23 protein-coding genes are annotated in these 20,998 nt (G+C 30.3%); 6 read left to right on the top strand and 17 right to left on the bottom strand.

The genetic code is table 11. From position 1 onward, the window contains the following. Nucleotides 1-19: 19 nt before the first annotated feature. From ACKTSW_RS04265 to ACKTSW_RS04275, 3 genes are read left to right on the top strand one after another with little or no spacing between them, the layout of a single operon-like run. Nucleotides 20-1,138, top strand: a complete 1,119-nt coding sequence (locus tag ACKTSW_RS04265; protein WP_408024037.1) for a DEAD/DEAH box helicase — start codon at nucleotides 20-22, stop codon at nucleotides 1,136-1,138. Next, a complete protein-coding gene (locus ACKTSW_RS04270) occupies nucleotides 1,139-1,759 on the top strand; it encodes a trimeric intracellular cation channel family protein (RefSeq protein ID WP_408024038.1) in 621 nt (206 codons plus the stop codon). An 8-nt stretch (nucleotides 1,760-1,767) separates the two neighbouring features. After that, complete coding sequence (locus ACKTSW_RS04275) at nucleotides 1,768-2,229, top strand: MaoC family dehydratase (protein ID WP_408024039.1); 462 nt, start codon at nucleotides 1,768-1,770, stop codon at nucleotides 2,227-2,229. A 47-nt stretch (nucleotides 2,230-2,276) separates the two neighbouring features. On the opposite strand, the gene ACKTSW_RS04280 is transcribed toward ACKTSW_RS04275, so the two are convergent. Together ACKTSW_RS04280 and ACKTSW_RS04285 are read right to left on the bottom strand one after the other, a co-directional pair. Beyond that, nucleotides 2,277-2,708 carry a hypothetical protein gene (locus tag ACKTSW_RS04280; RefSeq protein ID WP_408024040.1) on the bottom strand — a complete coding sequence of 144 codons (432 nt, stop codon included), beginning with the start codon at nucleotides 2,706-2,708 and terminating at the stop codon, nucleotides 2,277-2,279. 293 nt (nucleotides 2,709-3,001) lie between these two features. Further along, the gene (locus ACKTSW_RS04285) at nucleotides 3,002-4,213 is read right to left on the bottom strand and encodes an RsmB/NOP family class I SAM-dependent RNA methyltransferase (RefSeq protein ID WP_408024041.1); all 1,212 of its coding nucleotides are present in this window, start codon (nucleotides 4,211-4,213) and stop codon (nucleotides 3,002-3,004) included. 61 nt (nucleotides 4,214-4,274) lie between these two features. On the opposite strand from ACKTSW_RS04285, the gene recG reads away from it, so the two are divergent. Continuing rightward, nucleotides 4,275-6,386: an ATP-dependent DNA helicase RecG gene (recG, locus tag ACKTSW_RS04290; protein WP_408024042.1), complete on the top strand. Its 2,112-nt coding sequence runs from the start codon at nucleotides 4,275-4,277 to the stop codon at nucleotides 6,384-6,386. A gap of 131 nt (nucleotides 6,387-6,517) precedes the next feature. On the opposite strand, the gene ACKTSW_RS04295 is transcribed toward recG, so the two are convergent. The 4 genes from ACKTSW_RS04295 to ACKTSW_RS04310 form a co-directional block, all read right to left on the bottom strand. Continuing rightward, entirely contained in the window at nucleotides 6,518-7,990 is a 1,473-nt protein-coding gene (locus ACKTSW_RS04295) for a hypothetical protein (protein WP_408024043.1), read from the bottom strand. 57 nt (nucleotides 7,991-8,047) lie between these two features. Beyond that, on the bottom strand, nucleotides 8,048-8,668 hold the full coding sequence (locus tag ACKTSW_RS04300) for a hypothetical protein (RefSeq protein ID WP_408024044.1): 621 nt from the start codon (nucleotides 8,666-8,668) through the stop codon (nucleotides 8,048-8,050). Nucleotides 8,669-8,746: 78 nt separating this feature from the next. Then, nucleotides 8,747-9,553, bottom strand: coding sequence for a formate dehydrogenase accessory sulfurtransferase FdhD (gene fdhD / locus ACKTSW_RS04305; RefSeq protein ID WP_408024045.1), 807 nt, complete (start codon nucleotides 9,551-9,553; stop codon nucleotides 8,747-8,749). Nucleotides 9,554-9,720: 167 nt separating this feature from the next. After that, a complete protein-coding gene (locus ACKTSW_RS04310; RefSeq protein ID WP_408024046.1) occupies nucleotides 9,721-10,902 on the bottom strand; it encodes a class I SAM-dependent methyltransferase in 1,182 nt (393 codons plus the stop codon). 134 nt (nucleotides 10,903-11,036) lie between these two features. Here ACKTSW_RS04310 and ACKTSW_RS04315 point away from each other — a divergent pair, with 134 nt between their 5' ends. After that, nucleotides 11,037-11,903 carry an outer membrane beta-barrel protein gene (locus tag ACKTSW_RS04315; protein WP_408024047.1) on the top strand — a complete coding sequence of 289 codons (867 nt, stop codon included), beginning with the start codon at nucleotides 11,037-11,039 and terminating at the stop codon, nucleotides 11,901-11,903. A 77-nt stretch (nucleotides 11,904-11,980) separates the two neighbouring features. Here ACKTSW_RS04315 and ACKTSW_RS04320 read toward each other — a convergent pair whose 3' ends face one another. From ACKTSW_RS04320 to ACKTSW_RS04345, 6 genes are read right to left on the bottom strand one after another with little or no spacing between them, the layout of a single operon-like run. Beyond that, nucleotides 11,981-12,667 carry a hypothetical protein gene (locus ACKTSW_RS04320; protein ID WP_408024048.1) on the bottom strand — a complete coding sequence of 229 codons (687 nt, stop codon included), beginning with the start codon at nucleotides 12,665-12,667 and terminating at the stop codon, nucleotides 11,981-11,983. 49 nt (nucleotides 12,668-12,716) lie between these two features. Beyond that, nucleotides 12,717-13,160, bottom strand: coding sequence for a heme-binding protein (locus tag ACKTSW_RS04325; protein ID WP_408024049.1), 444 nt, complete (start codon nucleotides 13,158-13,160; stop codon nucleotides 12,717-12,719). 14 nt (nucleotides 13,161-13,174) lie between these two features. Then, nucleotides 13,175-14,077, bottom strand: a complete 903-nt coding sequence (locus ACKTSW_RS04330; RefSeq protein ID WP_408024050.1) for an ATP-grasp domain-containing protein — start codon at nucleotides 14,075-14,077, stop codon at nucleotides 13,175-13,177. Between the two features lie 38 nt (nucleotides 14,078-14,115). Then, the gene (locus ACKTSW_RS04335; RefSeq protein ID WP_408024051.1) at nucleotides 14,116-14,775 is read right to left on the bottom strand and encodes a pyridoxamine 5'-phosphate oxidase family protein; all 660 of its coding nucleotides are present in this window, start codon (nucleotides 14,773-14,775) and stop codon (nucleotides 14,116-14,118) included. A gap of 3 nt (nucleotides 14,776-14,778) precedes the next feature. Next, on the bottom strand, nucleotides 14,779-15,069 hold the full coding sequence (locus ACKTSW_RS04340; RefSeq protein ID WP_408024052.1) for a DUF1272 domain-containing protein: 291 nt from the start codon (nucleotides 15,067-15,069) through the stop codon (nucleotides 14,779-14,781). Nucleotides 15,070-15,103: 34 nt separating this feature from the next. Continuing rightward, complete coding sequence (locus ACKTSW_RS04345; protein ID WP_408024053.1) at nucleotides 15,104-15,625, bottom strand: DinB family protein; 522 nt, start codon at nucleotides 15,623-15,625, stop codon at nucleotides 15,104-15,106. A gap of 78 nt (nucleotides 15,626-15,703) precedes the next feature. On the opposite strand from ACKTSW_RS04345, the gene pdxR reads away from it, so the two are divergent. After that, on the top strand, nucleotides 15,704-17,188 hold the full coding sequence (gene pdxR / locus ACKTSW_RS04350) for a MocR-like pyridoxine biosynthesis transcription factor PdxR (protein WP_408024054.1): 1,485 nt from the start codon (nucleotides 15,704-15,706) through the stop codon (nucleotides 17,186-17,188). Between the two features lie 190 nt (nucleotides 17,189-17,378). Here pdxR and ACKTSW_RS04355 read toward each other — a convergent pair whose 3' ends face one another. From ACKTSW_RS04355 to ACKTSW_RS04375, 5 genes are all read right to left on the bottom strand, one after another. Continuing rightward, nucleotides 17,379-17,753: a hypothetical protein gene (locus tag ACKTSW_RS04355; RefSeq protein ID WP_408024055.1), complete on the bottom strand. Its 375-nt coding sequence runs from the start codon at nucleotides 17,751-17,753 to the stop codon at nucleotides 17,379-17,381. Nucleotides 17,754-17,791: 38 nt separating this feature from the next. Continuing rightward, nucleotides 17,792-18,334: a PAS domain-containing protein gene (locus ACKTSW_RS04360; protein WP_408024056.1), complete on the bottom strand. Its 543-nt coding sequence runs from the start codon at nucleotides 18,332-18,334 to the stop codon at nucleotides 17,792-17,794. 760 nt (nucleotides 18,335-19,094) lie between these two features. Beyond that, a complete protein-coding gene (locus ACKTSW_RS04365; RefSeq protein WP_408024057.1) occupies nucleotides 19,095-19,424 on the bottom strand; it encodes a roadblock/LC7 domain-containing protein in 330 nt (109 codons plus the stop codon). 203 nt (nucleotides 19,425-19,627) lie between these two features. After that, nucleotides 19,628-20,476: a peptide chain release factor N(5)-glutamine methyltransferase gene (prmC, locus tag ACKTSW_RS04370; protein WP_408024058.1), complete on the bottom strand. Its 849-nt coding sequence runs from the start codon at nucleotides 20,474-20,476 to the stop codon at nucleotides 19,628-19,630. A gap of 28 nt (nucleotides 20,477-20,504) precedes the next feature. Further along, a complete protein-coding gene (locus ACKTSW_RS04375) occupies nucleotides 20,505-20,996 on the bottom strand; it encodes a GNAT family N-acetyltransferase (protein ID WP_408024272.1) in 492 nt (163 codons plus the stop codon). Nucleotides 20,997-20,998 lie beyond the last annotated feature (2 nt).

The raw sequence follows: 20,998 nt of genomic DNA on the forward strand, positions 1-20,998 counted from the left end.
CGCTTAATAATTTAAGAGAATGACAACATTTACAGCATTAGGAGTACGAAAAGAATATGTTAAAGGGTTGAAAGAATTAGGAATAATAACTCCTACTGAAGTACAAGAAGAAGCGATACCTTATTTACTTGAAAACAACTCAGATTTTATTGGGTTAGCACAAACAGGTACAGGTAAAACTGCTGCTTATGGTTTGCCTATTTTACATAAAATAGATGCTTCGAAAGGCAATATTCAAGCATTAATATTATCCCCTACGAGAGAATTGGTTCAGCAAATAAAAAAACAACTATTTAAGTTTACGAAATACGTAGACGATAAAATTTTTATAGAAGCTGTTTATGGAGGAGAAAAAATTGAACGTCAAATAAATAATCTAAAAAGAACTACCCATATTATTGTTGCAACTCCAGGACGCTTAATTGATTTAATCGAAAGGGGAGAAGTGGATTTAAAAAACATTAACACTTTAGTGTTAGATGAAGCTGACGAAATGCTAAGTATGGGGTTTAAATTAGAATTAAATCGTATTTTAAAATATACTTCTGGTACTCGTAAAACATGGTTGTTCTCTGCAACAATGCCTGATGAAATACGAAGTATTATAAAAAAATATATGAATGCTTCAGCAAAACAAGTTGAAGTAAACAAAAATGTATTGGTGAATGCAAACATTACACATCAGTTTGTAACCACAACGATTCCTGAAAAAACAAACATTATTATTAAGTTTTTAGAAAAAAGACATGTTGAAAGAGGTATTATTTTTTCAAAAACTAAAGCAGGTGCTCAAAAACTAACAAAAGAGTTAAAAGAAGAAGGTTTTTCTGTGGAAGCTTTAGAAGGAGATATGCTACAAAAAGAACGCGATAAAGTAATGCGTGCTTTTAAAAATGAAAACCTTCAAGTGTTAGTATCTACCGATGTTTCTGCTAGAGGTATTGATGTTCAAAACTTAGCTTTTGTTATACATCATCAATTACCAGAACAATTAGAGTACTATACACATCGAAGCGGTAGAACTGCAAGAGCAGGGAAAAGAGGTGTTTCATTAGCGTTAATTCTTCAAAATGAAAGAAATCGTTTAGCTGAAGTTGAAAGAACATTACAAATACAATTTTCTGAAATATCAATATAAATGGATGTAATTTACGCCATAGACATTGCCGGAACTTTTGCGTTTGCTATTAGTGGCGCATTAGTAGCGATTAGAAAAAAATTTGATGTTTTTGGAGTCATTATTATAGCTTTTGTTACCGCTGTAGGAGGGGGGATGACTAGAGATGTACTTATTAATGCACACCCTATAAACTGGATTGGAGACATTAACTATATCTGGACAATTTTAATAGCTGTTACAGCCACTTTCTTATTTCGAAGTAAAATAGCACCATTAAGAAAAACCATGTTTCTATTTGATACCATTGGTATAAGCGTGTTTACATTATTGGGAGTTCAGAAAGGCTTAAGCTTTGATTTACACCCATTCATTGCTTTAGTTATGGGAATGTCTTCTGCGGTAATGGGAGGAGTGATTAGAGATGTATTAACAAACGAAATACCATTAATTTTTCACAAAGAAATATATGCTTCAGCCTGTTTAGCAGGAGGAATTGTTTACTTGCTATTATATCCTCTACATATGAATGAAGATTTACTCTTTGTTATTTCAGCAAGCATTATTGTTATTATAAGAACAATTGCTGTACAATATGAGCTAGAACTTCCTCTAATTAAAAAGGACGTTTTTAATAAATAGAAAAAAGTATGGAAAAATTAATTTTTAAAAATTTAGATGAACTTTCTGAGATAAAAGGAAAACAATTACCAATAGGAGAGTGGTATACTGTGACACAACAAATGATTAATGATTTTGCTAACGCAACACTTGATAAACAATGGATTCATATTGATGAAGAAAAAGCAGCTAAATATTCTCCAACAAAAACAACAATTGCACACGGATTTATGTCTGTTTCTATGCTATCTGAACTTATTTCAAAACAATTTGAAGTAAAAAGTGTAACCATGGGGTTAAATTACGGATTGAATAAAGTTCGTTTTCCTAGTCCAGTACCCGTGAATAGTGAGTTACGTTTGATTAGCTCAGTAAAAAAAATAGAAGATTTTAACAACGGTAAAAAGTTAACCTTTGATTGTGTAATAGAAGTAAAAGGACAAGAAAAACCAGCTTGCGTTGCTGAGTTTATTTTTGTTTTATTTGAATAAAAAAACTGTCTTATAAAAGACAGCTTTTAATTATATACTTTTTACGACTATGACAACCAGCCTTTGGCAATAGTCTTTTTCGAATACATCAATAAAAATACTCCTATAATAATTACCATTACAGGCATTATAATACTTCCTGATCCATATACTTCTACTACTTTACTCTTAAATAAGTTATACGACATTTGAACTATGATAGCTATTAGTGAAAGTAGAAACATAGTTCTCGCTAACTTTTTTCTCATTAGTAAAAAAACGCTAGCTATTAATCCACCAAAAACAGCAATAGCAAAAGCAGCGGTAACCCAAGCAGGAACATTATTGTACAAAGCTCTTTCTGCTTCAGGTAAAATAGCTTTAACTTCATCTGTCATATAAGCTTGACCAATGTAAGACATAACACCTAGTCCATTCCAAACTAAGGCAGCAATTCCAATAATCCAAAAAAGTGTAGAGGGTTTGTTTGAATCTGTCATAAAAATATTTTAGTTAGTTATTGCTAAATGTAACTATAAATAACTCAAAACAAAAAATATACTATAAATCATTGAAGTAATATGATTGATTATATGAAATATATTATGTTTTTGCTAAAATAATGTTAAAAAGGTATTATTAATGTAACAACAGTAGAAAATAAGCGTCATATAAACACATAATTACTTAACAGGTAATGTTTAGTGATTAGTTAGTTTTTAATAGTTGATTGAAAAGAAAAGGCTCGAGATATTATCCCGAGCCTTTTTTAAATATATTGCTTTTTAACAGGTTACTTTCTTTCTAAAAGTGCCATATAAAACCCGTCGAAACCAGATTTATGCGATAGTACTTTTTCGTCTTTTACAAATTTGAAGTCTTTTCCTGCATCAGAAGCTAAAAAGAATTGAACTTGTTGTTGATTCTCAGAAGGCAATACAGAACATGTAGCGTATACCATTTTTCCTCCTGATTTTACCATTTTAGAGTATTGTTGCAAAACTTCTTGTTGTGTACCACGAATTTTATCTAAAAACTCAGGTTGTAATTTCCATTTACTGTCTGGGTTTCTTCTAATTACTCCTAAACCAGAGCAAGGTGCATCTATTAAAACTCTATCAGCTTTTCCTTGTAACTTCTTTATTACTTTGGTAGAGTCTATTACACGAGTATCAATATTATGGGCTCCATTTCTTCGAGCACGAACTTTTAGCTTTTTTAACTTACTCTCGTAAATATCTAATGCTATAATTTGCCCTTTATTTTTCATTAATGAAGCTAAGTGTAGTGTTTTACCACCAGCACCAGCACATGTATCTACTACTTTCATACCTGGTTCAACATCTAAATAAGCAGCAACTAACTGAGAAGATGCATCTTGCACTTCAAAGAAACCTTTATGAAAAGCTTCAGTTTTAAATACATTAGCACGTTCTACTAAACGTAAAGCATCATCATGCCCTTTGATAAATTCGGTATCAATTCCTTCAGAAGCTAATTGCTTTTGTAAATGAGCTTTTGTAGTGTTTAATGTATTAGTACGTAAAATTACTTCAGCTTGTTTATTAAGAGCTGCTATTTCTTTTGTCCATACTTCTTCTCCCAATTCTTGTACTCCAACTTCATCAATCCAATCAGGAATTGATTCTCTAAATTTTCTAATTTTAGATAACTCATCAAATTTCCCTTTAATCCTTCTTGTAGGAGTCTCTTCAATTTGATTCCAATCAGGTAACTTAACTCCTCTTAAAACACACCAAACAACAAACAAACGCCATAAATCAGGACGTGCATATGGTACTTTTACATTCGCAATTTCAGCATATAAACGTTGCCATCTAACAATATCATATATCGTTTCAGCAACGAACTTTCTATCACGTGCTCCCCATCTTTTATCTCTCTTTAAAGCTTTCTCTACAGCTTTGTCAGCATATACACCTTCGTTAAATATATCACGTAAACTATCAATAACAGCATACGTTAAATTTCTATGTAATCTCATTTGATGAATTTAAGAGTGCAAAGATAGTTGATTTTAATGGCTTTTTGTATTTTCGTTCTTAATGAATTTAAATAAGCCTGTAACATATATAAAAGGAATTAGTGTTGCCAGAGCAGAGTTATTATTTACCGAACTAGGTATTAAAACCTGTAATGATTTATTACATCTTTTTCCATTTAGATACATCGATAAAACCCAGTTTTATACGATTAATCAGTTGCAACAAAATTCTGCTGAAGTACAAATTGTTGGTAAAATTACGGGAGTAAAAACAGTGAAGCAAAAAAGAGGAAGTAGGTTAGTCGCCACTTTTTCTGACGCTACAGGTACCATGGAATTGGTTTGGTTTAAAGGAGCAAAGTGGATAAAAGATAGTTTAAAAATAAATGTTCCGTATGTTATTTATGGAAAATTAAACTGGTATAACGGTATTCCTAATATGCCACACCCAGAAATGGAAACGGTAAAAGAATACAAAAGTAAGCTACAAATGGCTATGCAACCAGTGTATCCTTCTACTGAAAAATTAAGCACGAAAGGAGTGAGTAACAAGGTTATGCGTACTATGATTCAAAACTTGTTTCATCAAGCCTATAATGAAATTGAAGAAACCTTTCCTCCTTATTTTATTGAAAAATATCAGTTTTTAGGTAAAAAAGACTCTTTATTAAATATTCACTTTCCTAAAAATCAGGAATTATTAACCAAAGCACAATACAGATTAAAATTTGAAGAATTATTCTTTATTCAATTACAATTATTACAGAGAAAACTCATCCGAAAATCAAAAATAAAAGGTTTTGTTTTTGAACAAGTAGGAGAGGAGTTTACCAATTTCTACAATAATCATTTACCTTTCAATTTAACAAATGCCCAAAAACGAGTTTTGAAAGAAATTCGTAAAGATGTAGGTTCTGGAGCACATATGAATCGATTATTACAAGGCGATGTAGGGTCAGGTAAAACGATTGTGGCATTATTAACGATGTTATTAGCTATCGATAACGGTTATCAAGCTACCATTATGGCTCCAACCGAAATTCTAGCAACACAGCATTATAATGGGATTCTTGAACTTCTAGAAAATACAGGTATTAAGGTTGAATTGATTACAGGCTCTACCAAAACAAAAAAACGTAGAGAAATTCATGAAAGTTTAAAAGATGGTTCGTTACATATCCTTATAGGAACCCATGCTATTTTAGAAGATAAAGTTCAATTTAAAAACTTAGGAATTGCTATTATTGATGAGCAACATCGCTTTGGAGTAGCGCAGAGAAGAAAATTATGGGAGAAAAGTCCTTCTGATGGAAGGGCAATCCCTCCACATATTTTGGTGATGACTGCAACACCTATACCAAGAACATTGGCAATGTCCGTTTATGGTGATTTAGATATTTCTGTGATTGATGAATTGCCTCCAGGGCGTAAAGAAATTAAAACTGTACATCGTTATGATAGTAATCGTTTAGGGGTTTTTAAGTTTTTAAAAGATGAAATAGCGAAAAGGCGACAAGCGTATGTAGTATATCCGTTAATTCAAGAATCAGAAGTGATGGACTATAAAGACTTGATGGATGGGTATGAAAGTATTTCTCGTGAGTTTCCTGCTCCTAAGTATCAAATAAGTATCGTTCATGGACAAATGAAACCCGCTGATAAAGATTATGAAATGGAACGATTTGCCAAAGGAGATACTCAAATTATGGTGGCTACTACAGTTATTGAAGTAGGGGTAAACGTACCCAATGCTTCTGTGATGGTAATTGAAAGTGCAGAACGTTTTGGGTTGAGTCAGTTGCACCAATTACGAGGTAGAGTAGGGCGCGGTGCTGAACAAAGCTATTGTATTTTATTGTCGAGTTATAAATTGTCTTCTGACGGAAAAACTCGTTTACAAACGATGGTAGAAACCACAGATGGATTTAAAATAGCTGAAGTAGATTTAAAACTTCGTGGTCCAGGAAATATTATGGGAACGCAACAAAGTGGAGTTTTAAATCTCAAAATAGCAGATGTTGTTAAGGATAGTCCGATACTGCATACTGCACGTCAAACAGCTATTAACTTATTACAAAATGACCCTAACTTGTCTAAACCCCAAAATAGTAATTTGCTAAAATCTTATGAAAAACTTAAAAAAACAAGTGGAATTTGGAGTGATATTAGTTAATTAATGTTTTGATAATTAAGCTTACAAGAAATAAAACCAAATTTATATCGAATTTGAACAAGTAATAAACAGTATTAAAAAAGTCAGGTTTTACAAAACCTGACTTTTTTAATATTTGATTATGTAAGGCATTACTTTACACTTAAAAATGAAAAACGATACGATAATCCAATATTTATATAAGTATTACTTAAATTCCCTCCCCTGGCTTTAACATAACCTAAACCTCCTCTAATATGTAGTTTATCATTTAATTTATGGTTAAGCCCAATACTTGGTTTTACTATTAATCCTTGGCCAGTACTAATGCCACCACCTCCTGCTGCACCTCCCAATACTTGGGTAAAAATGGAAGTAGTATTATTAAAAAATGTATTTGATTGAATTCCTAAACCTACAATTCCTTCTGCGTAAGCGCCTGCATCTCCAAAATTAGCAAAAGACGTTTGTCCTGCTGCATAAAGGCATTTGTTTAAGAAAAAATTAAGCTGTAGTGATATTTGATGCATATCTTGATTAAATCCACCATCTCTAGCAGCATTTAGGTATAAATCTTGTTTAATAATGGCTTCAAAACCTTTAAATTTTCCTTTTGTAAACACTTGGTTACCTGATAAAATACCGTCTCTATCTACATAATATTTTAAACCAAAACCAAAAGTAGAGGAAATAAAATGAGAGTTAGGATTCATTAAATATCCTTTGTTTATAGAAGCGTATACATTATTAAATAATTTTTGCTCTAAAGAAATATCCGGATAAATTAAAAAGCCTCCTTTAGTGTCAACACCACCACCACCACCAGCTCCAACACCTAATTTGGCTAAAATGTTCGTACGGTTTTTATTCATTGATAAATGATACCCTCCACCTAAAAAAGTATCCATATAACCAGCTTTAATTCCATGATAAGCACCATCAGCTCTTACAAAAAAGAAAATATTATCTGTTAAGTATGAATTTAATTCAAATCCAGCTAATCGTATGGTGCTTCCTTTGTAGGAACCTTTGGTTACTTTAGCATTATTTAAATGCATCATTAATGAAATTCGATTACTTAAAGTATTCCAAGAAGTATTTTTTAAATCATCAATAGTAAAGTTATTTTCTCTGTCTTTAAATTTTGCGGTTTCAAATGATAAAGGGATTTGTATAGCCACATTGAATTGATTACTTTTAATGGTTCCGCCATCAAAAAAATTAACATAACTATACCCAGCTGTTGTTGAAAAATATTTAAAATCATACCCTAAATTAAGATGTGGTAGTATAAAGACACCGCCACCATCTGGTGCCGAAGCACCACCACCGCCACCAAAATGAATACCAGTATCTATAAAAAGTTGATTTGTTATTTTTTTCTGAATACCAGCATTAATACCTAAGGTGAAAAAACCACCTCTAACACCTCCAACAGCTCCATACAAACCAGCCCCAGCATAACTCCAATCATTTAACTTTAAGTTGTAATGAAGCCCTGTAAAATCCATATTCTGTTCACCAACAGGCATTTTTATAGATAGGAAGTCAACTTGACCAAAGCCTAATTGAGTTTTTTGTTCAGGAACCGTGTGTGTTTGTGCATAAAAAAAATGAACACTCATTAGTAAACTTACTATGAGTGCTCTTTTGAAAATAATGTTAAGCATTAAATTTTTATATTAATTATGTATTTTTTGACGTTTTCCATTTATATAGGAAGCTACAAAGGCATCACTAAAACCAATTTTAACTAATTCTTTTTTTAAATCTTTAGCCTCTTGTAATGTGGTAAATAACCCTAAAGAGTATTTAAAATAACCATCGTTAGTAGTAACTGTTGAAGGAATAACTTCAGAAGATAGTAATGGGTAGTTGTTTTTTGAAAGCACTCCTATTTGTACAGAATAAATAGTTTCTCCAGTTATGTTTTCTGCTATTTCATCTGAAGCTGTATCTACATTTAAGTTTGATGCGTTATTAGAGTCGTTATCATTTCTTGCAGCTTTAGTTTTTGCTCTGCTAATACTATCTATAACTCTGTTAGCTTCTTTTTTCTTTACAGCAGTTACGTCTATATTAGTAATTGCACCACCACCATTGGTATAAAAATAATATGCTGCTCCTAATGAAAGACCTAAGAAAAGTCCTAAGAAAATAGGCAATATTCTCGAACTTTTTTTAAATGCTACAAATTCTTCTTGAGTGCTACTTAATTCGTTTTCAGCTTCTTCTCTTTTTAATTTTGCGTTGTCTAAGTCTTCTTGCATTAACTTAAACTTATCTTCTTCTATAAAAGGCATAGGTATGTTTATTGATTAGTGATTAATTTCGAGTACTAAAATACAAATCTTTTTTAATTCATATTTTTCTTGTGAAAGTTACTCTATTATTTTCGGATTTGAATAAATCGTCATTTTATTTTCTCTACTAAAACCAACAAGAAAAATTCCAAATTCTTTTGCAAAGTCTACTGCTAGGGACGAGCATGCTGAAACTGCTATTATAACAGGTATTTTTGCTAAAAAAGCTTTAGAGACTATTTCATAAGAAACTCTACCGCTAACCAACATATAATGACCCTCTTTTAACTTTTCTTTATTAATTAAATCCCCAACACATTTATCTACTGCATTATGACGACCAATATCTTCATTAACTGTTAATAATTTTTGATTGCTACTAAAAATAGCACAAGCATGACTTCCTCCAGTATTCTTAAATAATAATTGCATTTTATTCATTTTCATAAACATAGAGCCTATAGATTCAATCATTGAATTAAGCTTTTCATTTTCTTTTAACACTAATGATTTCCCTTCTATTTTTAAATCTTTTAATTCTTTTTTTCCACAAATTCCACAAGAAGAAACAGATAATAGTGTACGCTTGTTCAAATATCCTTTGCCTAATTTTTCTATTGGAATAGTGATGTTTAAAATTGTAGAAAAGTCTTTTTTATTTTCAATTAAATCAATTTTTAAGTTTTCTTTTTTTTTATAAATATCTTCTGCATACAACAATCCTCTCAGTAGCTCTTCATCATTACCAGGAGTTCTCATTACTACAGTATAGGGTTCTTTATTTATATTTATTTGTAGTGGTGCTTCTACTACAAGGGTATCTTCAAACCTCTCTAAGGAGTTAGTAGATAGTTTTATGGATTGATATGTATGAGTTTGCTTCATTGTGTTAATAACAAATGTATATAAAAATGGTGAGTAAAATAAAAGCCTTGATCTTTAAATCAAGGCTTTTAATACGTTTTATTTCCCCTAAATAACAAAACGTACATTTTGGATAGTTATTTCTATCTATAATTAAAAACGGTGCATAGCTAAAAATAGTATAATGACTAGTAAATTTTTGTGCAATCTATAATGATTAACTCGTTTTTTAGATTTGTAGTAAAAAATAAGTAAGTATCACCACCTTCTTTTATTTTAGTTTCTTTCCTTATTTGAGCTACAGTTTTGGGGAAGTTACGAGTTGTTATATTTGCTTTAAGAACACTAATATGTTTTTTTATTTTTTTCTTATTGTAGGGGTATACATTATTTATTTTAAATATTCTTCCAGGAAACTCTTCAACCAAATCCTTAGAAGTATATAAGTGTGAGTGTTGATGTAATTTATTTACTTTTTGTTGGTTTGCTACTTCTTTAAAACCCCCAGATTTTAAAATAGCGGCATTAGGTTCATAAAGATAATTTTGAGGTATTGAATATTCAATACTTAATTCATTTCCTAATAAAAAACAAAATTCTTGGTTGTTGTTTTTTAATAAATTAACTGTTTTTACTTTAACTCTTTCTTTATAGTTGTTATTTAGTAAAAAGAGTAATTCTTTTACTTCATTATTTACAGCCACAATATGAATTTCTTTAACAAATTTTAAATCATTTATAGTGGATGTTATATCTAAAATAGGAGAGTTTTTTATGAGGATGATGTTTGATTTTTTAAACAAAAATTCTAAATTTATGGGCACATTTGGTAAGCAATCACTCAACAAAAAAACCTTTCCTTTTACATCATTTCTTCTAGAAGGATCTATATAAATACAATCAAAACTTTGAGGTGTGCTTTTTAAGTACTCTAGTCCGTCTATTGCAATAGTTTCAATATTTGAAACCCCTATTTGCTGATTATTATATGAAACTATCTCTGATAATTCTTGATGTATTTCACAATGGATTACGGTATTAATTTTTTTGGAAAAAGCATAACAATCAACCCCAAAACCTCCTGTTATATCTACTATAGAGTTTCCTTTTATTAATTCTGACTTGTATTGAGCTGTTATTTCTGAAGAAGTCTGTTCAATACTTAGTTTTGGTGGATAATAAATGTTTTTTGTTTGAAACCAAGTAGGTAATTTTTTCTCTGATTTTTGTTTTGCGACTATTTGATTAGCTAATTCTTGTATAGGAACATCTTTAAAAGGACTCCCCTTAAAAATTAATTGTTCTACATTTGATTTTAGATTTTCATTAATATAGTTCTGAACCTCAGTATGTAAAATATTTTTATTCAAAAAGGGGTAAATTTTAGGTTGATTTCAGCCACAATAATACTAATATTTTAACAGTTCTTAAGTTTTGCTAGTCATAGATTTTTACTACGTTTGCAACCTTTTTTTATCAATTTAAAATTAACAAATAATTTATTATGAGAAAAAGTATTTTAATACTTGCTATGATTTTAGCAACAGTAAATGTTAGTGCACAATTTTATGTTTCTGCTAGTGGTGGATATTCAATACCTAGTGCAGGAGTACAGTTTGGTACCGAAACAACCATAGCTGGAGTAAAAAACACTTACGGTAGTTATGGAGAAGGTATGCATACTCAATTAAGAGGTGGATATTTTTTTGATAACACTTTTGGTGTTGAGGCTTCTTTTGGTTACTTACACGGAACAGATCAAACTATTAGAAAAGTAACTGTGCCAGGAAATAATGTTGATGTAATTGCTAGAGCTAGAGCTTATGGAGCTTCTGCTTCTTTAGTTTACAAGTTTACTAATAATATTTATGGACGTTTTGGGGCGTTAATTAAAGTTGGAGGAGAAACTGAAGCTAAAGGATACATTAAGCAAGATATTTCAGGGCAACCGTCTCCTAGTGGTGGAAATTTTCCTAACGGAACATATAATGAAACTACTTTTACTCAAGATTACAAAGGTCGTTTACCTTTAGGTTTTATAGGTGCTTTAGGGTATAAATACGAGCTTTCTAACAAGGTTTCTTTATTTGCTGAATTTGAGTATATGGGAATAAGTGTTACTAGAGATAAGGCTATTTTTCAAGAATTTAAATCTGAAATAGTTACTCCTGATAATAACAGAACAGTTGTTGCAACTATCGATAACTTACCTATTGGTTATTCTAAAGAAATTTTATATGTTGATGAGTTAACACTAACGGAAGCTGCTGCTGCTGAAGTAAATCCTTATGCGCGTAAACAATTATCTGAAAAAGTACCATATTCTTCTTTTGGTATTAACTTTGGAATCTCTTATAGCTTCGGGAAATAATTTCTTTTTTATAATATAAAACTAAAAGAGCAGCAATTTTTTGCTGCTCTTTTAGTTTTGTTTAAGTTACTGTAAATTTAATTGTAAGCTTTTACATTCCCCATATCTAATGTACCAACCGACATTTCGTGCTTTGTTGGTAATACTGCTCCTGATTCTGTTCTAATCCAATCGCTCCAAGTAGCTTCCATTCCACCAGTTGGGATAATAGACACCCACATTTTATAACTTATAGGCATTCCGGTATCTTCTAAAATCCATAAATAAGAATCTCCTGGAGTTGACCCTCCTGTAGTATAAGTAATTAATAAGGCTTCTTTTCCTTCATACATAACTATTCTTCTTTCAATTCCGCTTTCGAAAACTTTGTATGGTGCTACTAGCCAAAAACTATCATTATTAAAATAATCTATCGCATTTTGAAGTATCTCCTTATTTTCTACTTTTTTTCCATCAACAAGAACAACACTTTTTTCTGGATTCTTAGTGTGCAATGTTACTTTATTAACATTCCAAGATACTTCTACAATATCTTCTTGTTTATCCCATTTATAAAAGTGTTTTCCTCTAAAGCTCCATTCTATAAAGCGTGTGTTTTTATAAGCTTTATAATTTAATGACTTAAGCATTTTTGTCGCTAAATCATCTGCTTTGGGTCCTTGTTTACCCTTAGGTAAACTTTCATTACTCGTAAAATATACTACAGCAAGTGCCACAGCACCAATAAGTAATAATGCTCCTAAAGCTTTGAGTGTTTTTTTCATATTTGAAATATTATTAAATTACATTAAATGGTTAAAAATTTTATTTGTATCAATCAATAAACTCTCCTTTAAGAGCATCAATAATAATTTTATGATCTTCTTCGTCTTTAAGTCCAGAAACTGTTATAACCGCTATCATTCCTGCATCTTTTACAAAAACTGGGATAGCACCTCCTTTAGCAAGGAAGTCTTTTGAATTCAAAGCAAAAGTTTCTTCAAGATTCATGTTTCCGTTAGCTAAGTCATACTTTACACTTAAAGAGCTTTCTTCAAATCGCTTAGCTACATTTGCTTTTCTTCTTAACCAATTTTGGTTGTCTGAAGATAAATTATCATCAACAAATAAAAATACAGTATAATTCAACCTGTCAATAGCTACCGCTATATTTTGATTTCTTTTTTTTGAAAGATTAATTATGGCAAGGGCCATTTTAAATCCTAGTTCATTATTAAACTTATTTAATTCTATCTTTCGTATAGTTTCATTAACCATTTTAAGTCAATTGTTTATTTACTTATTAATTGTTTGATTCCTTTAGCTAATTTATCAGCCGCAGCTGGACAATTTCTAAACCACAATTCAGGTTCTATTAATTCTAACTCTGCAATTGCTAATTTACCATTATTATCAGTAAAAACATCTACTCTAGCATAAATAGGAGGTTCTACACAAGCTTTTACAACATTTTCAGCAAACATAATTTCTTCTTTGGTTGGAGTGTAGTTGTGAACCGAGCCTCCAAAATCATCTTGTACCCTAAAATCTCCTGACTTAGCTTTTTTTAAAACGGAATGTGTAAATTTACCATTTATAACCATTAACGAAATTTCTCCTTTCTCAACGATATTGTATTGGAATGGCTGTATAATCATTGCCTCATTAATTATTAATTTTGAAAAAATAGCTTCATACTCGATAATGCTTTCTAAATGAATTTTATATGTATGCCTTGCAGCTCCTGAAATACAGGGCTTTAAAACAAATTCGGTTAAATTGTAATTTTTCGAAATTTCTTTTAATGTGGTTTGAGTTCCTTTTTCTATAAAGTAAGACTCACAAATATACACACCGTTTTGTTGTAAATCTTGTAAATAGTGTTTATCAATATTCCAACGAATAATTTTTTCTGAATTTAATAGTGTTGTTTGTTTACTTATAGTGTTTAGCCATTTGGAAAACTCAAGAAATCGATCAAAATAATCCCAAGTAGTTCTAAACAAAACATAATGTGTTGTAGACCAATCAAAGTTTTGATCATCCCAAGAAAGACGAGCTACTTTTAAACCTTGATTTTCAAGAGCAACCTTTACATAATTATCTTCATCTAATACATTTTGAATATAATTATTAATCACTTTAGGATTTATATACCTTTTATCTGTAAGGATAATAACATCGTGTTTTTTCATCTATGCAATGTAATATTACTTTTATAGCTATAAAATGTTTATTTATGCATGTTATAATACTTAATTACGTGATTTGGTATCTGAAGCCTCTCTTTTAAATCTTTATCAGAAATAGGAGGGAGTGCTATCTGTTTTAGAGGAACCAAGCCCGCCCAAATAGGTAAATTATAATCTTCTGGTTCATCATTTACACCAACATCTCTAACTTTAGCAGAGGCTGTTTCAATAGTCATTTCTACCACTAATGTTCGTTCTAATTCTTCAGGTTTTATAGGTCTAATACCATCCCAACGACCTTTCATCATATGTTCCATAAAGCAATGTAAAGCTGTTTCTTTTTCTTTAGAGGTTTTTATTTCTTTTACTGAACCAAACACTGTAGCAGAACGGTAATTTACTGAATGGTGTAACCCTGAACGAGCTAACACTAAAGCGTCTAAATGCATTACTGTCATACTCATTTCTCCAGCATCTAAAAGCGATAATAACATTCTATTGGCTTGCGAACTGTGTAAGTATATTTTATCACCATTCCTTCCATAGGCCATAGGTAAAGAGATGGCTTTTTCTTCATATATATAACTTACAAAACCTATAAAACCTGCATCTAAAATGGTGTTGATTTTTTCAACGTCATATACAGCTCTATTATGACCTCTTTTAACTCTGTTTAATTTTGATTTTTGATACTCTTTCATTTGTTATCTGTTTTTAGGTAAAACATCTTTAAACTTCAAGCGTTTTTCTTTTGTTTTATCTATATTCTTTGGGGCATAAACTTTTTTTGTAGATGTGGGATGTCTATCTATAAATTTTTTAGGTCTAATAGGTCTAGGAACAAAATTACCAGAGCATGTTGGACATACATTTTCGAATAGATTTATAGCGCAATCTTTACAGTAAGTACATTCGAAACTACAAATCATTGCTTCGGTAGAAGTATTTGGTAAATCTTTACCGCAATGTTCACAATTAGGTCTAATCTCTAACATTTTAAGTTTTTTATTCAGGCTTATCTTGTAAAGGTTATAAGTAACGCTCTTTAATAATATCCATATGCCAAACACTATGACCTAATAAGATAAAAGCACAAGCTCTTGCTGAAGCAGGAGAATTGTTTGCTACTCCAACATTGCATAAATTTTCATTGGAGATACTGTTTAATAAGTTAATTGAATATGAGCGGGTGGTCTTAAACTCTTCCAATAAAGCTTCTATTGTTTTACTATCAGCTCCTGATGGTTTTATATAAATATCTTGATCAAAACCTTCAATAGGAGTCATATCTTTTCTAGCAATTCGTAGTATACGATACATAAAAACACGTTCAGTATCAATTATGTGTTGTAATACTTCTTTTATACTCCATTTTTCTGGTTGATAACGATATTCTAGCTTGTCTTTTGAAATAGAAGAGAAAAAATTTATTACCTCTTCTTTGTCTTTTTTAAACCCTTCTTTTAAAGTTGTACTATCTAATACTTTAGATAAATATCCTGCATAATAGTCGTTATACTCTGTGGGTTTTAATTCTTGTCTTTTCATCATTTAAGTTATTGTTTTTTCAAATATATTATATTTATGGTCTATAATATTAATCCAGATTTTAAATAATTAGTAGTCCAGATGTTTCCTTATAAAACCTCATTAAAATTTAACAAAAGCATTAAAGAACCTTTATACTTACAATTAGCAAATCAATTTATTCTACTAATTAGAGAAGGAAAGATTATACCAGGAACAAAACTAGTAGGTTCTAGAACTTTGGCTGACTTGCTAAAAGTACATAGAAAAACTATCGTTGCTTGTTATGAAGAATTATTACTACAAGGTTGGGTAGAAAGCGTTCCTAAAAAAGGAACCTTTGTAAATAAAAAGCTACCTATTATTCAAAAAATTACATTAACAAATGCAACTAAAGCTTTTAAAAGACAAAATTCAGGGTTTAGTTTTTATGAAAATAACCATCTTTTAAAGAAAATTACAGAGAAAAGAAATGGATTTATGTATGTTAACGATGGTACCTCAGACACACGACTTACTCCAACAGAAGAAATTGCTAGAATTTATAGGAAAATAGCTTCTAAAAAGAATATTTATACTTTTTTAGATTATAACTCTACACACGGAAATATAAAATTGAGAGAAGTACTAGCTATGTATTTAAATAATTCTCGCGGTTTAAAAATAACCAAGGAAAACATTTTAATCACTCGAGGTAGTCAAATGGGAATGTGGTTATCTTCTCAATTACTCTTGAAAGAAAATGACATTATAGTTGTTGGAGAGACAAATTATTCTTCTGCTGATATAACTTTTCAATATCAAAAGGCACAAATTAAAAGGGTTTCAGTTGATGAAAACGGACTTGTAATTGACCAACTTGAAAAATTCTGTAAAAAACAATCTATAAAAGCAGTTTATATTACTTCTCACCATCATCATCCTACAACTGTTACTTTATCTGCTGAAAGAAGAATTCACTTATTAAATCTAGCTCAGAAATACAATTTTGCCATTATTGAAGATGATTATGACTATGATTTTAATTACAATCATGCTCCAATTTTACCCTTAGCAAGTCACAATATTTCTGGAAATGTAATTTATATAGGTTCTGTTTGTAAAACCGTTGCTCCTGTATTTAGAGTTGGATATTTAGTAGCTTCGGAAAATTTTGTAAATGAAGCAGCTAAACTAAGAGGTTATATTGATAGGCAAGGAGATGCTTTACTTGAACTAACTTTTGCTGAATTTATTAAATCTGGTGATTTAGATAGGCACATACGTAAGTTGATGAAAATATATCTACAACGCCGAGACCTGTTTTGCAAGTTGCTAAAAGAAGAATTAAGTGATTATTTTCAGTTTAATGTACCTAAAGGAGGAATGGCTGTATGGCTGCGTTTGAATAAACAATACTCTTGGACACAGGTGTCAGAAGAGGCAATAAAACATAAGTTAGTAATAGGGGAGTGGCAACGTTACGATCTAGCGAACAAGAAACACAATGGCATACGAATTGGTTTTGCCAGTTATACTAAAGAAGAAATAATACAGTTCATAGAGCGATTAACAGCTACATGTAAAAGCATAAAAAAAGCGCTGTGAAGCACTTTTAATACTATATTTTACAAAATTAGTAGTACCATAGCTTTTAACATGTTAAGTTTATACATGAGTTTTGATAATAAATTGAAGTGTCGAAATAAGGGGAAAAATAAAAATTGATTTCTCTTTTATAGAAATAAATGCATCATTTATTTCGACACTATCATTAGAAAAACATCAAACTCTTATGTTACCCCAATAATTGCTTATTCTTTTTATGGAATATGTTTACCATACCAACATTAGTTTCTTTACTATCTGCTACTATGTGAACAATAAGGTCTTTAGAACCAGAAAGAAAAACAAAATGTGTTTGTTCTTCCAAACTAAAATTTAGGTTTAAGATTTCTTTATTTTCTAGATTATCAATATAATTTAATCCTCTTGTAATCTGTCTCAAAACCTCTACTTGAAAAGAAGCTGCTAATTGGTTGTCTATATTTTGGTCTGTACTAAAATAATCAACCACCATACCATCATCTGCAGTAATTACTGAAATTGATATAATACCAGAAAGTTCTTCGCCAATTGTTTGTGAGTATTTTTTTATATCATCTAAGTTCATAATTTTTTGTTTTTTATTTAATAATTTTTATTCTATTTCTACCAAGAACTAACATCTACTCCTTGATCAGATAGTATTTTTTTAATAAATGAAACGTAGTCTCCTCCTTTGTCAGCTACATATTCATTTAAATACTTTTCACTTTCTTCAATACCTCCTGAAGTTTCAAGTTCAATCAGTTTTTCATATAAAGGCGTGATGGTCTCTACAACTGCATCAGGCACTGAGCTTCTTGCTCCTAGGAAAGAAGTTGGTGTTCCTGAAGAATCTTTGAAGATATCGAAGTTTGTTACAATCCAATAATATTTACCTGTCTTTGTAAGGTTCTTTACCACTGCGTTAAAATTGTTTCCTTTTTTCAGATTATCCCACAGGGTTTTGAATATTACTTTAGGCATATCAGGATGCCTTAGTATGTTATGGGGCTGTCCCATAAGTTCCTCTTTATTGTACTCGCTTACATCAATAAAAACATTATTAACATAATTAATGGTACCTACTTCATCGGTTTTACTTTTGATGATTTTAGTTTTGTCCCAAGCTTTTTCTTCATTGATTGGTACTGGTCTTGTGTTACTCATAATTTACTAATTATTAGGGGGTTAAACATTTAATTTCACAAAATTAGAAGCGAAATAAGGTAACAAAAAAATGTATGAGGAAAATAGTTGCTAAATTTTTGCGACCAAAATTCTCTGCTTAATCTTATTTTTTGAACAATGGTTAAAAGAAACTTCTCATTAAATCTCCCATAGTGCCATATTAGTTGAATAGTCTATTGAAAAGAGATTTTTTATTTTTTCTTTCAGAGGGTACTATATCTGCTTCAGAAAATCTATATTTTCTAAATTCTTTTAGAATTTTGTTTAGGTGTTTTTTCAAAGGTTTATCTATAGATAAATGATTGGTGTTTTTCATAATAAGGTATTTTTTTATAAAGCATTTTTTAACTATACTTTATATTTGTTTAACAAGGCTTAAGTCATACTTAAACTAGCTTTTTTTGAGTCTATGGCTAAATAAATAAAATAAGTACCGCTAGGGGGCTACATTAATAATGTGAAACTGACTTGACAGGTAATTGTAATATCTTGGATTTCTTCAGTCGAGTTCAAAGCTTCAATTGCTTTTAATTTAGCTTTTACAATTTCTAGATTATAAGCTGAAGCTAAACTAGGATCAAAATTTTCATCCGTCGTAAACGAATCAAATGTTTCTCTGGAGCTAACATCTGTAACCGATACAGCAATAAACCTGAGAATGTTGTTTTAAGTTTTTTATAAGATCTTTAAGAATTTCTTTCATAGTAAAAAGTCATAATTAATAAAAAGATTTTGTGTCTTATTGAAGTACTATTTTCCGTAATGATAGTTTTATCATTGCCGCTTTAGAAATGTCATTTGTTAGTAAACAAACAATATGATCGTCATCTAATTTATTTATTATAGCTAATCCCTCATCTGAAGTTAAAACTACTTGCTTCAGGCTTTCTGTCGCTAAGGTATCCTGAAAAAATTCATTAGACATGGTTACAATGACATTTGCCATTGCTGCGGCGTTATTATCCCTAGTCATTCCGTAAGAGTCTATGACATAACCTTCGGAATTAAATATAAGGCCTTTTTCTGCTTTGGTTTCTTGTATAAGTCCTTGTAAATCTGTTTTTTTCATTGACAATGGGGGTTGTTATGTATTTATAGATTTATAATTTAATTTTTAGCTTTTCAATAATACTTCTGGTTGTGATGCATTAATTTTAATGAAAATCTTAATCAAAATTTCAATAGAAATAATTATAATAAATCTGGTAGGTCTTGTAACAAACATATGAAAAAAAAAGGGATAAAAAAAAAGGATAAAAAAATAATGTCGTTTTATTTAAAAATAGTTTTTATCATTCTGTCATTACCGAATAAGTCTTTTTGTAGTTTAACTTGTGTAAAACCCTTGTTTTTAAGCATTTTAACAGTTTCTTTTCCTAGATATTGATTAATTTCAAAGAATAGCATTCCTTTTTCTTTCAAATGAACCTTGGCTAAATAAGCTATTTTTTCATAAAAAACTAAAGGATTATCATTTTCAACGAACAATGCCAAGTGTGGTTCATTATCTAATACATTCTTTTTTATTGCTGCTTTTTCTAATTCACATACATAAGGTGGATTGGAAACAATAACATCGAATTTATCGTTTAACTCTTCAGCTGTTAGAATATCTTGTTGTATGAAAGATATATCAACGTTATTTAGTATTGCATTTTTTTTGGCAACCGTTAGTGCTTCTTTTGAAATGTCAATTGCACTAATAGTTGCATTTGGCAGATGTTTTTTTAAGCTGATAGAAATACAACCCGTACCTGTACCTATATCTAAAATATTAAGTTTGTCATTTATATTGGTCTCTTCTAGAATCCATTCAACAAGTTCTTCAGTTTCAGGGCGAGGAATCAATGTACTTTCATTAACCTCAAAAGGAAGTCCATAAAACTCTGTTTTACCCAGTATATATTGAACAGGTTCTTCTTTTTTTAATTGAACTAAAATTGTATCTAATAATGTTTTCTTCTCAGAAGAAATTTCAAAATCAGGTCGTAATGTAATATCTATACGTTTGAGGTTTACATATTCTTCTATTAATAAATAGAAAAACGAATCAATTTCTGTTTGAGGATAAATTGATTTTAACTGCTCAGAAAAATATGATTTGTATTGTTTTAATTGCATTGTATAATCTTGTTTCTGTAAAATAATTTTACAAATCTTTTAGCATCCATACATTACAAGAGTAATGCCCTGTATTACCTAACGGTTCTTCTAAATCAATAAAACCATTTTTTCTATATAGAGTTGTGGCTGCTTTCATGTATGGTAAAGTTTCTAAATAGCACTGTTTAAATCCTTGTTTTTTAGCTTTATTCATACAAAAATTTATTAGTTTACTACCAATACCTTTACCTCTAGCTATTGGTAAAAAATACATTTTTTGTAGCTCACAAATATTTCCTTCAAAATTATCTAATTGAGCAAAACCTGCACCACCAACAATTATACCTTGATATTCAACAACAAAATATCCTGCTTTATCTTTTTGGTAGTTCTCATACATTGCATCGGTGGCTTTATCTTCATAAGCTGTACCTACTTTAGGAGCGCCAAGTTCAATTAATACCTCCCGAATTACATTAGCCATTTCGGTATTATCTTGTAGTTTTATTTCTCTAATAATAAAATCAGAAGGAGTCATAG

Source organism: Tenacibaculum sediminilitoris (assembly GCF_964513795.1).
Lineage (GTDB): Bacteria > Bacteroidota > Bacteroidia > Flavobacteriales > Flavobacteriaceae > Polaribacter > Polaribacter sediminilitoris.

What these genes read in the sequence shown, in the direction of transcription:
- ACKTSW_RS04330 (WP_408024050.1), bottom strand. Translation starts at nt 14,077, where the DNA reads ATGAAAAAACACGATGTTATTATCCTTACAGATAAAAGGTATATAAAT.
- ACKTSW_RS04325 (WP_408024049.1), bottom strand. Translation starts at nt 13,160, where the DNA reads ATGGTTAATGAAACTATACGAAAGATAGAATTAAATAAGTTTAATAAT.
- ACKTSW_RS04375 (WP_408024272.1), bottom strand. Translation starts at nt 20,996, where the DNA reads ATGACTCCTTCTGATTTTATTATTAGAGAAATAAAACTACAAGATAAT.
- ACKTSW_RS04360 (WP_408024056.1), bottom strand. Translation starts at nt 18,334, where the DNA reads ATGAGTAACACAAGACCAGTACCAATCAATGAAGAAAAAGCTTGGGAC.
- ACKTSW_RS04355 (WP_408024055.1), bottom strand. Translation starts at nt 17,753, where the DNA reads ATGAACTTAGATGATATAAAAAAATACTCACAAACAATTGGCGAAGAA.
- ACKTSW_RS04300 (WP_408024044.1), bottom strand. Translation starts at nt 8,668, where the DNA reads ATGCCTTTTATAGAAGAAGATAAGTTTAAGTTAATGCAAGAAGACTTA.
- recG (WP_408024042.1), top strand. Translation starts at nt 4,275, where the DNA reads ATGAATTTAAATAAGCCTGTAACATATATAAAAGGAATTAGTGTTGCC.
- ACKTSW_RS04295 (WP_408024043.1), bottom strand. Translation starts at nt 7,990, where the DNA reads ATGAGTGTTCATTTTTTTTATGCACAAACACACACGGTTCCTGAACAA.
- ACKTSW_RS04345 (WP_408024053.1), bottom strand. Translation starts at nt 15,625, where the DNA reads ATGATGAAAAGACAAGAATTAAAACCCACAGAGTATAACGACTATTAT.
- ACKTSW_RS04365 (WP_408024057.1), bottom strand. Translation starts at nt 19,424, where the DNA reads ATGAAAAAAACAGATTTACAAGGACTTATACAAGAAACCAAAGCAGAA.
- ACKTSW_RS04270 (WP_408024038.1), top strand. Translation starts at nt 1,139, where the DNA reads ATGGATGTAATTTACGCCATAGACATTGCCGGAACTTTTGCGTTTGCT.
- ACKTSW_RS04285 (WP_408024041.1), bottom strand. Translation starts at nt 4,213, where the DNA reads ATGAGATTACATAGAAATTTAACGTATGCTGTTATTGATAGTTTACGT.
- pdxR (WP_408024054.1), top strand. Translation starts at nt 15,704, where the DNA reads ATGTTTCCTTATAAAACCTCATTAAAATTTAACAAAAGCATTAAAGAA.
- ACKTSW_RS04315 (WP_408024047.1), top strand. Translation starts at nt 11,037, where the DNA reads ATGAGAAAAAGTATTTTAATACTTGCTATGATTTTAGCAACAGTAAAT.
- ACKTSW_RS04340 (WP_408024052.1), bottom strand. Translation starts at nt 15,069, where the DNA reads ATGTTAGAGATTAGACCTAATTGTGAACATTGCGGTAAAGATTTACCA.
- fdhD (WP_408024045.1), bottom strand. Translation starts at nt 9,553, where the DNA reads ATGAAGCAAACTCATACATATCAATCCATAAAACTATCTACTAACTCC.
- ACKTSW_RS04265 (WP_408024037.1), top strand. Translation starts at nt 20, where the DNA reads ATGACAACATTTACAGCATTAGGAGTACGAAAAGAATATGTTAAAGGG.
- ACKTSW_RS04335 (WP_408024051.1), bottom strand. Translation starts at nt 14,775, where the DNA reads ATGAAAGAGTATCAAAAATCAAAATTAAACAGAGTTAAAAGAGGTCAT.
- ACKTSW_RS04320 (WP_408024048.1), bottom strand. Translation starts at nt 12,667, where the DNA reads ATGAAAAAAACACTCAAAGCTTTAGGAGCATTATTACTTATTGGTGCT.
- prmC (WP_408024058.1), bottom strand. Translation starts at nt 20,476, where the DNA reads ATGCAATTAAAACAATACAAATCATATTTTTCTGAGCAGTTAAAATCA.
- ACKTSW_RS04275 (WP_408024039.1), top strand. Translation starts at nt 1,768, where the DNA reads ATGGAAAAATTAATTTTTAAAAATTTAGATGAACTTTCTGAGATAAAA.
- ACKTSW_RS04280 (WP_408024040.1), bottom strand. Translation starts at nt 2,708, where the DNA reads ATGACAGATTCAAACAAACCCTCTACACTTTTTTGGATTATTGGAATT.